The sequence below is a fragment of the Streptomyces sp. CC228A genome, from assembly GCF_021390935.1.
Classification (GTDB): Bacteria; Actinomycetota; Actinomycetes; order Streptomycetales; family Streptomycetaceae; genus Streptomyces.
On the sequence record NZ_JAJPUI010000007.1, the window covers coordinates 310,133 to 323,557 of the forward strand.

Genomic DNA, 13,425 nt, shown 5'->3' on the forward strand with positions numbered 1-13,425 from the left:
CGCCATGGACCGTGCGCCCTCGGTGATCCTCGGCCTGTGCTCGTACACGCACGACTCCTCCGCCGCTTTACTGGTGGACGGGGAGCTGATCGGCTTCGTCGAGGAGGAGCGGCTCTCCCAGCAGAAGCACACCAAGGACTACCCCCACCGCGCCATCGACTGGCTCCTGGGAGAGGCCGGGCTCACCGTCGCCGCGGTCGACGCCGTCGCCTACAACTTCCAGTCGGCCCGCTACCTGGCCGAGTCCCCGGCCGCCCTGCGCCTGGCGCTGTCGGCCACGACACGCAACCGGGCCCTTCCACGGGCGCGGGGCTTCGCCAAGGTGGCGCTGCGCACCCATCTGCGCACCCGCACGCTCGGCCGGCTATTCCCCGCCGCCCGCGTCTCGCCCGTCCTGCACCACCGCGCCCACCAAATGGCGGCCTTCGCCGCCTCCGGGTGGAACGAGTCCGCCGTTCTCGTCGTCGACAGCCTCGGCGAGCGGCAGACCACGACCATCGCCCGAGGACACGACGCGCTCCACCCCGCCACCCGCACCCTGGAGGCGATCAACGACCCCGCCTCCCTGGGTTACGTGTACGGCGCGGTCACCGAGCACCTCGGGTGGCGACGCGGTGACGAGGAAGGCACCGTGATGGCACTCGCCGCCCTCGGCGACCCGGAGCGGTTCCGGGACCTCTTCACCCGGGCCGTGCGCACCACGCCCACAGGCTTCGTGGTCGAACCCGCCTACTTCCCGCCGCGCGTGCTGACCTCGGGCTACCCGCGCACCTCTCGCCGCTTCATCGCGGAGACGTGCCCCGAGCGCCATCCGAGCGAGCCGCTCCAAGACGTCCACCGGGATCTGGCCGCCGCGCTCCAGGAGCGCACCGAGCAGGTGATGCTGCAACTGGCCCGCCGGGCACGGATGATCACAGGATCGCGCCGTCTGTGCGTCGGCGGCGGAGTCGCCACGAACTGCGTGAGCATCGGCCGGATCATCGAGGACGGCACCTTCGACGAGGTCTTCGTCCCGCCCGCCCCCGGCGACGCCGGCACCGCGATCGGGGCCGCCATCGCCGTGCACACCGCCAGCCGCAATCGGCGGCCCTTGTCCGGTGTCGCGCGGGCCTGCTACCTCGGCCCCTCGTACCAGTACCAGGCCCTCGACCTCACGCCGTGGCCCAACCTCCAGCTGAAGACGCTGGGCGTCGAGACGGCCGAGTTCCTCGCCGACCAGCTCGCTCACGGCATGATCGTCGGCCTCTTCCAAGGCCGGGTCGAGGCCGGCCCCCGCGCCCTGGGGAACCGCTCGATCCTCGCTTCCCCACTGGAGCCCGGCGTCGTCGAGCGGCTGAACGCCACCGTGAAGTTCCGGGAGCCCTTCCGCCCCTTCGCCCCCATGGTCCTGGCCGAACGCGCCGAGGAGTTCTTCACCCTCGGCCAGCAGGCGCCGTACATGTCGATGGCATCCGGCGTGACCGACAAGGCGCGCGAGCGGGTGCCGGCCATCGTGCACGCCAACGGCACCTCGCGCCTTCAGACCGTCACCCGCTCGCAGAACCCGTTCATGCACGACGTGCTCAGCGCCTTCGGCCGCCGCACCGGGGTGCCGGTCCTGATCAACACCTCGCTCAACGTCAAGGGTAAGCCGATCTGCGGGACACCAGAGATGGCTCTGGACTGCCTGGTCAACTCCGGACTGGATGCCCTGCTGCTGGAAGGTCGGTGGATCACCAAGTGAGGATCGGATACAGCTTCTGGGGATTCCTCGGCAACGGGATCACCGACACCCCCGACGGGGGCCGCAGCCACCGCCGCCCTCTGGTCGACGCCCTCCTCGGCGGCGGCCACGAGGTCATCTTCCTGCAGGCCAACCGCGACCTGATCGAGGCTGGCGACGACCTGGGCAACGCCTACACCTTCCACGGCGGCACCCCGGACATCGACGTGCTGTTCCTGGAGTGGCGCTGGGCGATCAACGGGCGCAATACCACCCCGTGCGGCACCGAGGGGCACACCTGCGACCTGCACCGACAAGCCGAACTCGTCACCCGGTACACCGTGCGGCGGAAAACGCCGACCGTGGTCTGGGACAAGGACCGCCAGCTCCGCCCCGACAGCATGTGGCGGGGTGCTCACCGGACCGCCGTCTGCGAGGCCGCCCTCGAGCCGACGCCCGGCGCCCACCGGCTGCTCTTCCCCGTCGATGACCGTCTACTCGCCGAGGCGGACCCGCTCGCGCTCGCCAAGAAGCCCCGAGACCTCGCCCTCGGCTACGTCGGCAACCAGTACGACCGCGACGACCACTTCGACCGCTTCTTCGCGCCGGCCGCCGCCCGCTTCGACCACCTGGTCGGGGGCAAGTGGACCAAGACCAGCCGCTGGCCGCACGTGCGGTTCCTCGGCAGGCTCCCCTTCCCGGCGGTGCACGCCGTGTACGGCCGGTCCCTGGCGACCATCCTCATGCTCCCCGAGAGGTACGCCGCCGTCGGGCAGATGACGCAGCGGATCTTCGAGGCCGTGCTCGCCGGCTGCCTCCCGCTCGCCCCGGCGGACATCCGCCACGTCGACCAGTTCGTGCCCGCAGAGCTGATCGTGCGCTCAGGCCAGGAAGTCTTCGAGCGGCTCTCGTATCTCCAGCGGATCGCCGGCACCCAGCAGCACGCGGACCTGATCGCAGCCTGCCTGGATCGGCTGGACTTGTTCCGCCTGAGCCGGCAGGTCGTGGCGCTGGAAGCCGCCCTGGACACGGCTGTCAATCCCGTCGCGGCAGAGCGGGGAGCGGCGTGATGCAGATGACCACCCGGGCCATGGTGTCTGGATCATCCGAACGTGTCCAAACGGCCGGTCTGACTGGGCGGCCGAGCGCCTCTACGCTGGAGCATCATGAAGAAGGTCGCCATCGTCGGCTGCGGAGGCAGCGGCAAATCGTACGTGGCTCGCGAGCTGGGCAGGATTCTCGACGCCTCGGTGACGCACCTGGACGCCGCGTTCTACGACGACGAGTGGAACGAGCTGCCCATGGAGAAGTTCGCCGCGCTTCAGCGGGCGCTGGTCGCGCGGCCGGCGTGGGTGATCGACGGGAACTACAACTCGACGCTGCAGATCCGGCTCGAAGCCTGCGACATGGTGGTCCTGATGGACGTCTCGACCGTGGCGGCGCTGTACGGGATCTTCTCCCGGCAGATCCGGCACGGCGCCGGGCACAAGGGCAACGGGGTGCACAACCGCATCCACTGGGGCGTGATCAAGTACGTGGCGACGTACCGCCGCAAGATGCGCCCGCGCGTGATGGCCAAGATCGAGGAGTTCGCCTCGGGCCGTGTCGACGTGGTGTTGCTGTCCAACCGGCGGCAGACGCGCCGCTGGCTGCGGAAGGTCGCCGCCGAGCACAGTTGAGCGCTCCGCGCCCACGAGGGGAGGGCGCGGCATGAGCGGCGCCAACCCCTTCCTGGACCCCGCGCGTCAGGAGGAGCTGTACGGGCACGCCTCTCGGCTCGCTGGCCGGTCCAACGCCCTGATGCGGGCGAAGACCACCGGGCGCCCCGTACCGGACACGATCGTCGGACTGGTGCGCGCCCACCACGAGCGGCCGGACCGTCTCGGCCTGGTCCTGGACCTTGGCTGCGGGCGCGGCACGAGCAGCCTGACCTTCGCCCAGGAGCTACGGCCCCGGCTCGTCGTCGGCCTCGACGCCGCGCCGGCCCTGATCGAGCATGCGCTCCAAAGGGCCCGGCGGATGCCCGGCCTCCCGGCGAGCTTCCTTCAAGGCGACTTCCACCATCTCCCAGTGGCCGCCGGCTCGTGCGACGTCGTCGTCGCCGCGTTCTGCCTGTACCACTCGCCGCGCCCGCAGACCGTGGTCGCGGAGATCGACCGGGCGCTCGCGCCCGGAGGGCTGGCCGTGCTCGTCACGAAGGGGCTCGACAGCTACCGGGAGATGGACCAGCTGGTCGCTGCCGCCGGCCTCGATCCTCGGGCCGAGGAGCACGAGAGCCTGTACGTCTCGGCGCACAGCGGGAACCTCGCCGGGCTGGCCGCCGTGTCGCTCGATGTACTCGCCGTGGAGGACGAGGAGCACAGCTTCACCTTCGACGGCCACGACCATGTGGCCGAGTACCTGGCTACCAACCCCAAGTACGACCTCGCGCCCGGTCTGTACGGTAATCCGGGCGCGCTCGCGGCGACCCTGCACGAGTTCGTGCCGGACCGGCCACTCACCGCCCAGTCCCTCGTCACCTTCGTCGTGGCCCGGTCACGGGGAGGCAGGCCGTGACCGTCCGCCGGTTCACCAAGCGCTACGAGACCCCCGGCAAGGTGGCCTCGGCCGCCCGTCACCACGCCTGGCTCGCCGAGCACGCACGGCCGCTGCGTCTGCCGGTGCTGACGGTAGTCGGGCCGACGAGCCTGACGTACGAGTGGATCGACGGCCGATCGGCCAGGCCCGAGGACCTGCTCACCCTGGCCGGGCTGCTGGGCGACGCCCACGGCGCCGCCTGGACCAGCGATCTGCGGCCGGCCGCGCTGAACACGCCGCACCGCTTCCAGGACGGCACCGTGTTCAGCGACTACCTCGGTCCCCGGCAGACCGCCCTGCGAAGAAGGCTGGAACAGGGCTATCTGCCGGATTGGGTCGCTCTCCAGGCGATGCTGGCGCTGCTGGAGAAGACCGCCGAGGGGCAGACCGCGTTCTATAAGGACAGCAACCCCCGGAACTTCATCATCACCGAGGCCGGCGACGTCTACACCGTCGACACCGACGATCTCACGCTCGCCCCGATGGCGTACGACCTGGCGAAACTGATCGCCACGTTGATCCTGACGTACGGGCCTCTGCCGACCGAGTCCGTCAACGCGAGCCTGCAGGCGTACAACGAGGCCGCCGGACGCCACGACGCCCGGCTCGGCGCCACGGATCGCGAGCGGCTCGACGACTTCCTCGCCCTGCATGCCGTCCTGACCGCCCCGTACGCCGGGCGCAACGGCTACCGCCACAGCGGGGCACCCCACCCCTACCCGGGAGGTTGCGCATGATCACCACTGAACTCGTCTTCGTCCGCCACGGCGAGGCCCAGTGCAACGTCGACGGCTTGGTCGGAGGCCCGCGCACCTGCACCGGGCTGACCAACCGCGGATACGCGCAAGTCGAGCAGGTGGCACTGCGACTCGCCGCCGAGCACCGCGACGAGCCGTTCGACGTGCTGTACGCCGGACCGCGCATCCGCCTGCGCCAGACCGGCGAGATCATCAGCCAGGCCCTCAGGATCCCCCTGTCCGTGGACGACCGCCTCGACGGTCCCAGCCACGGCGCCGCCGACGGCCAGCCCTGGACCGAAGTGAAGACCGCCGCCGATGGTGGACCGCACGCCCACCCAGACAGGCCCTGGGCTGCTGAATCCGACACCTGGAACGGCTACCTGGAGCGGGCCGGTCGCCTCCTGCGGGAACTCATCGACCAACACGAAGGCGAACGCGTCCTCTTCGCCGCGCACGGTGAGACCGTGATCGTCGCCCACACCATGCTCCTGGGCATCCCACTCGGTGCCTCGGCCGGATTCACGATCTCCCACGGCTCCATCAGCCGCTGGCAGCACCACCTCAACCGCCTCGGCCAAAGACGGTGGATGCTCGACCGGCACAACGACACCGAGCACCTGGCCGCCTTAGCGCAGGAGGCCGCCTCGTGATCACGCTGTCCGACGACCCGCGCCTGAACCTGGCCCGAGGCGCGCTCGGATCGGTGCGGATCGTGCACGATCCGACGCTCCCGCCCCGCGTCCTGCGCGTGGTCGATGCCGAGGGCAACGAGTTCTTCGCCAAACACCACAGCGAACGCGACCGGTACCTCCGGGAGCTGCACGCCTATCTCACCTGGGGGGCCAACCTGATCGGCCGCGTCCCCCGTGTGGTGGGCCGACAGGACAGGACGTGCACCCTGCTGCTCACCGCTGTTCCCGGGGTACGGGTGGACTCGGTCGCACCAGGGTCGCCCGAGGAGGAGCAGGCTCACTACGAGGCCGGGCGCGTGCTGGGCAAGCTGCACCACGCCACCTCGGTAGCGCGTACCGGCGCTGTAGGCACGGAACTCGCTCAGCGGCTGCGTAACTGGACCGCCCGCGCAAACCGGGCCGGCCTCATCTCCACGGTCGAACGCGACCGTCTGAGCCACCACGCGGACGTCCTGGCGAACACGCTCATGGACAGCGCTGTGTGTCACCTCGACTACCAGCCGCGGAACTGGATCCTCGGCGACGTTTTCGGGCTGTGCGACTTCGAGCACATGCGCCGCGACGCCCGCATCCGGGACTTCGCCCGGCTCGAGTTCCGCCGGTGGCAGGCCGCCCCCAACCTCCGCACGGCCTTCTTCGCCGGATACGGAAGGCCACCGAACGACACCGAACAGCGGCTGCTGGAGTCCTTCGGCGCTATCGAGGCCGTCACCGCCCTCGTCCGCGGACACGAGCAGGACGACCTCGCCCTCAGCACCCACGGCCGCACCGTTCTGGCCCGGCTCCCCTGAACCACCCCCTTCCCGGATTCCTGGAGACCTCCGTGTCACAGCTCTCGTCCCACCTGACCTCCGCCGTACCCCGTCGAGCGGTGGTGACCGGCGCCGCCGGCTTCATCGGCTCCCACTTGGCGCACGCCCTCGTCCAAGCCGGCACCGTCGTCATCGGCGTCGACCGACGCGACCCGGCCACAGACCCCGCGGGCGCAGCTAACCTCGCCGTCCTGCAGGGGCTCCCGGGCTACATGCACGTCACTGGGGACCTCCTCAGCTGCGCGATCGAGCCGATGCTCGTCGACGCGAACGCCGTCTTCCACCTGGCGGGCATCCCCGGGGTACGCCCCTCCTGGGGACCCAAGTTCGGCGAGTACGTCGCCTCCAACGTCCTCGCCACCCACCGCGTCATGGAAGCCGCCACCCGGATGGGCGTTCCCCGCCTCGTGGTGGCATCGTCCTCCAGCGTCTACGGCCCCACCCAGGGCGGTGCGAGCGTCGAGACCGACCGGCCCCAGCCGGCCTCCCCGTACGCGGTCACGAAACTCGCCGAGGAGCAGCTCTGCCTCGCGCACGCGACCCAGGCCCATTGCCCCACCAGCGTCGTCGCCCTGCGGTACTTCACGGTCTACGGCCCCCGGCAGCGCCCCGACATGTTCACGCACCGCGCCCTCAAGGCCGCCCTCACCGGTCAGCCGCTGCGCCTTTACGGGGACGGCCACCAGCGCCGGGACTTCACGTACATCGACGACGCGGTCGCCGCGACCATCGCCGCAGCCACCATCCCGACGGCCAACGGGGTGATCAACGTGGGAGGCGGTTCGAGCGCTTCCCTGCTCGAAGTGATCAACATAGCGAACAGCCTCACCGGGCGCGAGATCCAGGTTCACCAGGAGAACCCGCGCAGCGGCGACGTCCTCACGACCCGCGCCAACCCCGGTCGCGCCCACGAGGTCCTGGGCTGGCAGCCCCAAGTCGACCTCCCCAACGGCATGCGGGCCCAGATGCAGGCGCTGGCCACCGAGCCCGCCGCGTACGGCCGCGCGGCATAACCAACGTGGCACGACGAGGAGTTGCAGTGGAGAGTCCTGAGAAGGCGCGGCTGGACGCCTTCTTCCAGCAAATCACGACACGGTTCCCCGCCAGCGATTCCGTCACCACACTGGTCATCACGCACCTGCTGCCCGAGCGGCCGGCGTTCCTCCGCGCGATGGCCGCGACGTCCACGGTCGCCGCCGTCCTGCCCAAGCCCAGGTCCGTCGACGAGCCGACGCTGGAGCAGGTCCGACGTGCCTTCACCGTCCATGACCTCAGCCGAGAGCTGTTCGCCGACTCGACCAGGGCCTTGGAGTACCTGGAGGACACGGTCGGCGGCCGGAACGTCGTCCTGGTGGATATCGGTGGCTACTTCGCGCCCTGTCTCGGCACCCTGGTGGAGAAGTTCTCCGGCCGCGTCCTCGGCGTCGTCGAGGACACCGAGAACGGACACAAGAGGTACGCGGCACTCGACCATCTGCCCTGTCCCGTCGTCTCGGTGGCCCGATCCCCGCTGAAGGACTGCGAGGACCACCTCGTGGGCCGGTCCATCGTCTTCTCGACCGACGCCCTCGTACGCGCCCGCGGTGACATCCTGACCAGCAGAAACGCCTGCGTCATCGGGTTCGGCAAAGTCGGCCGGGCCATCGCTCAGACCCTGCGAGCTCAGGACCTGCGTGTCACCGTGCACGACACCGATCCGGTCAAGAGGGTGCAGGCGCACTCCCAGGGCTTCCGTACGAGCACATCGACGGCCGAAGCACTCCAGGACGCGGAACTCGTCCTGTGCGCCACCGGAAACCTCGCACTCCGCCACGGCGACTTCGCCGCCCTGCGCAACGGGGCCTACCTCGCCTCGGTGACGTCCTCGGAGGACGAACTCGAACTCGGCAGCCTCCACGGGCTCTACCAGCGCACTTCGGTCGGCGAACACCTGACGCGCTACGAGATCACCGGCCACTACTTCTACGTCCTCGCCGACGGCGGCGCCGTCAACTTCGTGCATGGGGCCGCCGTCGGCACCTACATCCATCTCGTCCAAGCCGAGATACTCGCCGCCACCGCGGCCCTCAGCCACGGCCGCTTCCAGCCCGGCCTGCACGACATGCCCGCACCCGATCGCCAGGCCATCGCCAGGACCTGGCTCGACTCCTTCAACAGGTGATCCCATGCCCCCGTCCCTCGACCACATCCGCGCCACCGCAGAGGCGTACCTCGACCGCTACCCGGACGAGCGAGACGTCCTGACCGCGCTCTTGGCCGCTCTCGACGGCGAGGACGATCCGACCAGCCGCAAGACGTTCCCCACGCACGTCACGTGCAGCGCCATCGTCATCGACGCCGGCGACCGGGTGCTGCACATCCACCACAACGTGACGGGCAAGGCCCTCGCGCCCGGCGGCCACAACGAGCCGGGCGACCAGGACCTGCCCGGTGCCGCTCTACGTGAACTATTCGAGGAGACCGGTATCCCTCGTGACGCCGTCGTCCCCCTCCCGGGCTTCGAGACCGTGCCGCTGGACATCGACGTGCACGACATCGCCGCGAACGCCGCGAAGGGCGAGCCGGCCCACCAGCACATGGACTTCCGCTGGGCCTTCGCCCTCCGGACCCAACACACCGTGACACTCCAGGCCGAAGAGGTCGGCGGTTACGAGTGGCGCTCCTTCGAGGATGCCGCATCGCCGACCGTCCGCGCCAAGCTGGCCCTCCTCCCTCGCCCCACCCGTTCCTGACACCCACCAATGGGAGTACGCCGTGGCCGCCACCACCGCCGCACCGCCGAGCACCGCGCCCCGACGCCACATAGCCGTCATCCCCTGTCGCTGGGGAGCCTCCCGCTTTCCGGGGAAGCCCCTGGCACAGCTCGGGGACAAGCCGCTGCTGTGGCACGTCCACCAGCGCTGCCTGGAGGCGAAGCGCCTCGATGGCGTGGTAGTCGCCACCGACGACGAACGCATCGAGGCGGCGTGCCAGGAACTGGGCATCGAGTGCGTGCGCACCGGAGAACACCTCACCGGCACCGATCGCGTCGCAGAGTGCGCGGAGCGCCTGCCCGCCGGTGCGTACATCAACGTCCAAGGCGACGAGCCGTTCATCTCGCCCGTCGCGATCGATGCCGTTTCAGAAGCCCTGGAACACCTGGTGCCGGGAACGCTCGCGGTGAACGCGTATACGGAGCTGGACGACGTCGGTGCCGTCCTGGACCACAACGTCGTCAAGGTCGTCGTCGACGCCGAGAGTAATGCCCTGTTGTTCTCACGGCAGCCTATCCCCTACCCGCGCGGGGACCGCCCGAAGTACCTGCGGCAGCTCGGACTCTATGGCTTCACCGGAACGGCCCTCAGCCTGTTCCGGCACCTCCCGCAGGGGCCGCTGGAGCGCACCGAAGGCGTGGAGATGCTGCGCTTCGTCGAACACGGCCACGGTGTACGGATGCTCCGCGTCATAGACGACGGTCTCGCGGTCGACACACCGGAGGACCTCGCGAGGGCCAGCACGCTCCTACACTCCCAGCCGGTCCGATGACTGGCCAGTCGCCGCTCCTTGAGCCCGCAGACGTTGCCGGTCCGTCACGGCAGCCCTGGGCGCGGGGCCCCGAAAACCCAAGCGTCACACGCGTACCCAACATCGGCGTGTCGGCCACCGGTCGATCGGTGGGCCTCCGGGCCGAACAAGGATCCGTGGGCCCTACATGCGACGTCGAGCGCCCCATCTCGGGGTTCAGGCAACGGCTCAAACACGCGTGTTCGATATCGGGGTCCACCTCGTTGACCTCGATGTCGTCGTACAAGGCCCAACAGACCAGGGCCCAACAGACCAGGGATGGAGGACCGCAGTTGAGCACAGCAGGCACACGCGAGTTCAACCAGGACGGCAAAGCTTCTCCTCCGCTGCCAGCGAGGATCCAGTGCACGCGGCAGTACTCCGCTAACTCCCTCGCTCCGGCCTCCCTCCGCAAGCGCTGCGCCCAGGTGCCGAAGGTGCCGCACCGCATCATCGGGATGTCCTGGCGTTTCGACAGCCCGGATACGAGGTGGGCGGCATGAGCGAGCCCGCCGATGCAGCAACCAGCAGCGTTCCCGGGCCGCGGTCCGCCCCGCTGCCTCCGCCGCCGACGGCTGTGCCCGCCGGCCCGGAGGACGGCGACATGACCGACGCGATGGAAGAGGCGTACTGGTCCGTCCACGACGGCGCCGCCGCCAGCGCCACGGTGCGCCAGGTCCTGGTGCGTCTGCCCAGGATCACCGCCCTGATCGGGCGGCTCGCCTGGCAGGCGGACCGCGCCTCCACCGTCACGGCGGTCGTCTGCCAGCTGGCCTCGGCCGCGATGGCCGCCTTCGGGCTGATCGCCTCGGTCGGAGTCCTCCAGCACCTGTTCGCCCAGGGCCCCACGCCCGATCGCGTACGCGCGGCCATCCCGCAGATCCTCCTCGTCGCGGGCTTCCTCGCCGCCCGCGCTCTGCTGGAGGCCGCCGTCTCGCTGGCCCAGGCACGCGTCACCCCGAAGATCCGCACCGCGCTGGAGTGCGAGTTCCTGAGCCTCACCGCGCACGTACGGCTCGAGGCCGTCGAGGACGCCGACTGGCACGACGAGGTGCACCGCGCCAACGACCGGGGCCTCTTCTACGCCCGGATGATCGTCGGACAGGTCGTCTCCCTGGCCTCCGCGGCCCTCGGCCTCATCGGCACCGCCGGCGTCCTGAGCATCCTCCACCCGGCCCTGCTCCCGCTGCTGTTGCTGTCCGTCCTGCCGGTGGGGGCTGCCGCCGTGCACAGCGCGCGGGCCCGCTTCCACTCCTTCAAGCGCTGGAACGCGCTGCAACGCCGCGTCCGGGTCTTCTCCTGGCTGCTGCTCGACGTGGACGCGGCCGCGGAGCTGCGCTCCGACACCGCCCAGGACGCCCTGCTGGACGAGCACCGCCGCCTGACCAGCAAGATCGCCGAAGAGGACACCCGCCTGGGCGCGAACGCGGCCCTGATCAACCTCGCCGGCCGCGCGGTGGGCGGAGTCGGCACCGGCATCACCTACGCCGCGCTGGCCGCCATGCTGATCGCCGGATGGCTCCCCCTCGCCGCAGGGGCTGGCGCGGTCCTGGCCATCCAGTCCGGACGGTCCTCCCTCACCCAGCTCATCGAGATCGCCCACCTCGTCTACGAGCACGCCCTGTGGGTCGACGACCTCCTCGCCGTCCAGGAGAGCAGCCGCCGCCTCCTTCCCCGGGCGGCCGGGGCACGGGCGCCGGAGAAGGTGCGCGAGATCACCGTCCAGGACGTCCACTTCACCTACCCCGGCAAGGACACCCCGGCGCTCGACGGCGTCTCCTTCACCCTCCGCGCCGGGGAGACGGTGGCGTTCGTCGGCCTCAACGGATCGGGGAAGTCGACCTGCGCCAAGGTGCTGGCCGGTCTGTACGAGCCGCAGCAGGGCAGCGTGAGCTGGGACGGCGTCGACGTACGGCAGATGGACTCCAAGTCGCTGCACCGGCAGGTCGCCTGTGTCCTGCAGGACCCGGTGCGGTTCCCCTTCAGCGCCCTGTCGAACATCACCGCCGGAACCGGCACCCTCACCGAGGCCGAGCCCGGGCGCGCCCTGGCAGCCGCGCGGGCCGCGGGAGCCGACGGCGTCATCGCCACACTCCCCGCCCAGTGGACGACGCTGCTGTCCAAACGGTTCAAGGGCGGGCAACAACTCTCGGGCGGACAGTGGGCGAAGATCGCCGTCGCCCGGGGCCTGTACAAGGCGGCGCCGCTGCTGCTCCTGGACGAGCCGACGGCGAGCATGGACCCGCCGTCCGAACACGCCGTGTACGAGGCCGTGCTGCGCGGCCGGCTGCGTACCGACCAGATCACCGTGCTGATCTCCCACCGGCTCGCCAGCGTCGTCGACTGCGACCGCATCCTCGTCTTCGACAGCGGCCGCATCGTCGAGTCCGGGTCCCACGACCAGTTGATGCGCAGGGGTGGTGACTACGCCGCCATGTTCACCTTGCAGGCCAGCGGCTACCAGGCCGGCGCCGCCACGGCCGAGGAGGCGGGCCGGTGAACCCCTCCACCACCACTTCCCCGCTCACCGGGCCCGGTGGCCCCTCGTCCACGTCGTTGTGGCGGCACCGCGACTTCCGGCGGTACCTCACCGGCCAGACCGCCAGCGTGGCCGGCAGCTCGATCAGCTCGATGGCGATCCCGGTGCTCGCCGTACTCGAGCTCGACGCGACGCCCGGCCAGGTGGCCTGGCTGGCGTTCTGGGGGCAACTGCCGCCCGCACTGCTCGCTCTGCACGCCGGTGCGCTCGCCGACCGGCACTCCAAGCGACGGCAGATGATCATCGGTGACCTGGTGAGCGCTACAGCGCTGGCGACGGTACCGGTGGCCGCGGCCCTGGACGCACTGACCCTGACGCAGCTCATGGTCGTCGCCGCGGTTCAGGGTGCCGCGGGCGTGGTCCACGACGCGGCGGCGATCAGCCTGCTGCCGACCCTGGTCGACCGGTCCCTGATCCAGCGGAGCAACAGCCGCATCGGGAGCCTGTTCGCGATCGCCGCGACCGGCGGCAGCAACCTCGGCGCCGCACTGACCGCGCTGCTCGGCCCGGCCCGCGCCCTGCTCGGAGACGTCGGCTCCTACCTCCTCAGCGCCTGGTGCACCGCCCACATCCAGGCCCGCGAGACCACCCCGACGCGGACCGTGCGGCGCCGACTGCGGACGGAGATTGCCGAGGGCCTGCGGTACGTGCGCGACGACCACCGGCTGAGCGTGCTCACCTGGGTCAACGCCACCACCTCCCTGGGACTGGCCGCGCTCAACACCCTGTGGGCGCTGTACCTTCTTGTTCCCGCTTAACGACTGTGTTGCTTACTGTCTGCCACCCCACCTGACCTGCTTGTTTGCCTGTTGCAGTCCGC

The 13,425-nt window shown here is 70.3% G+C and carries 13 protein-coding genes; all 13 read left to right on the plus strand.

What is annotated here, in order from left to right; translation table 11 throughout:
- The first annotated feature begins 4 nt into the window (after positions 1-4).
- Complete coding sequence (locus tag L6E17_RS21295) at positions 5-1,723, plus strand: carbamoyltransferase C-terminal domain-containing protein (RefSeq protein WP_236242339.1); 1,719 nt, start codon at positions 5-7, stop codon at positions 1,721-1,723.
- Complete coding sequence (locus tag L6E17_RS21300; RefSeq protein WP_236242340.1) at positions 1,720-2,772, plus strand: hypothetical protein; 1,053 nt, start codon at positions 1,720-1,722, stop codon at positions 2,770-2,772. The genes L6E17_RS21295 and L6E17_RS21300 overlap by 4 nt, the downstream gene beginning before the upstream one ends.
- A 96-nt stretch (positions 2,773-2,868) precedes the next feature.
- Entirely contained in the window at positions 2,869-3,381 is a 513-nt protein-coding gene (locus L6E17_RS21305) for a topology modulation protein (RefSeq protein ID WP_236242341.1), read from the plus strand.
- Between the two features lie 31 nt (positions 3,382-3,412).
- On the plus strand, positions 3,413-4,258 hold the full coding sequence (locus L6E17_RS21310; protein WP_236242342.1) for a class I SAM-dependent methyltransferase: 846 nt from the start codon (positions 3,413-3,415) through the stop codon (positions 4,256-4,258).
- On the plus strand, positions 4,255-5,016 hold the full coding sequence (locus L6E17_RS21315) for a phosphotransferase (RefSeq protein ID WP_236242343.1): 762 nt from the start codon (positions 4,255-4,257) through the stop codon (positions 5,014-5,016). Before L6E17_RS21310 ends, L6E17_RS21315 begins: the two co-directional genes overlap by 4 nt.
- Positions 5,013-5,669: a histidine phosphatase family protein gene (locus L6E17_RS21320; RefSeq protein WP_236242344.1), complete on the plus strand. Its 657-nt coding sequence runs from the start codon at positions 5,013-5,015 to the stop codon at positions 5,667-5,669. Before L6E17_RS21315 ends, L6E17_RS21320 begins: the two co-directional genes overlap by 4 nt.
- Positions 5,666-6,502, plus strand: coding sequence for an aminoglycoside phosphotransferase family protein (locus tag L6E17_RS21325; protein WP_236242345.1), 837 nt, complete (start codon positions 5,666-5,668; stop codon positions 6,500-6,502). The genes L6E17_RS21320 and L6E17_RS21325 overlap by 4 nt, the downstream gene beginning before the upstream one ends.
- Before the next feature lie 32 nt (positions 6,503-6,534).
- The gene (locus L6E17_RS21330) at positions 6,535-7,536 is read left to right on the plus strand and encodes an NAD-dependent epimerase/dehydratase family protein (RefSeq protein WP_236242346.1); all 1,002 of its coding nucleotides are present in this window, start codon (positions 6,535-6,537) and stop codon (positions 7,534-7,536) included.
- A 26-nt stretch (positions 7,537-7,562) separates the two neighbouring features.
- The gene (locus tag L6E17_RS21335; RefSeq protein WP_236242347.1) at positions 7,563-8,684 is read left to right on the plus strand and encodes an adenosylhomocysteinase; all 1,122 of its coding nucleotides are present in this window, start codon (positions 7,563-7,565) and stop codon (positions 8,682-8,684) included.
- Positions 8,685-8,688: 4 nt separating this feature from the next.
- Positions 8,689-9,255 carry an NUDIX hydrolase gene (locus tag L6E17_RS21340; RefSeq protein ID WP_236242348.1) on the plus strand — a complete coding sequence of 189 codons (567 nt, stop codon included), beginning with the start codon at positions 8,689-8,691 and terminating at the stop codon, positions 9,253-9,255.
- 22 nt (positions 9,256-9,277) lie between these two features.
- Complete coding sequence (locus L6E17_RS21345; RefSeq protein WP_236242349.1) at positions 9,278-10,048, plus strand: 3-deoxy-manno-octulosonate cytidylyltransferase; 771 nt, start codon at positions 9,278-9,280, stop codon at positions 10,046-10,048.
- Positions 10,049-10,670: 622 nt separating this feature from the next.
- On the plus strand, positions 10,671-12,566 hold the full coding sequence (locus L6E17_RS21350; RefSeq protein WP_236242350.1) for an ABC transporter ATP-binding protein: 1,896 nt from the start codon (positions 10,671-10,673) through the stop codon (positions 12,564-12,566).
- Positions 12,563-13,363, plus strand: a complete 801-nt coding sequence (locus L6E17_RS21355; protein ID WP_236242351.1) for an MFS transporter — start codon at positions 12,563-12,565, stop codon at positions 13,361-13,363. Before L6E17_RS21350 ends, L6E17_RS21355 begins: the two co-directional genes overlap by 4 nt.
- Positions 13,364-13,425: the final 62 nt, after the last annotated feature.

Bases quoted from the DNA above. Each gene is read 5' to 3' on its own strand.
- L6E17_RS21295 (WP_236242339.1), top strand. From the start codon at position 5: ATGGACCGTGCGCCCTCGGTGATCCTCGGCCTGTGCTCGTACACGCAC.
- L6E17_RS21305 (WP_236242341.1), top strand. From the start codon at position 2,869: ATGAAGAAGGTCGCCATCGTCGGCTGCGGAGGCAGCGGCAAATCGTAC.
- L6E17_RS21310 (WP_236242342.1), top strand. From the start codon at position 3,413: ATGAGCGGCGCCAACCCCTTCCTGGACCCCGCGCGTCAGGAGGAGCTG.
- L6E17_RS21320 (WP_236242344.1), top strand. From the start codon at position 5,013: ATGATCACCACTGAACTCGTCTTCGTCCGCCACGGCGAGGCCCAGTGC.
- L6E17_RS21340 (WP_236242348.1), top strand. From the start codon at position 8,689: ATGCCCCCGTCCCTCGACCACATCCGCGCCACCGCAGAGGCGTACCTC.
- L6E17_RS21350 (WP_236242350.1), top strand. From the start codon at position 10,671: ATGACCGACGCGATGGAAGAGGCGTACTGGTCCGTCCACGACGGCGCC.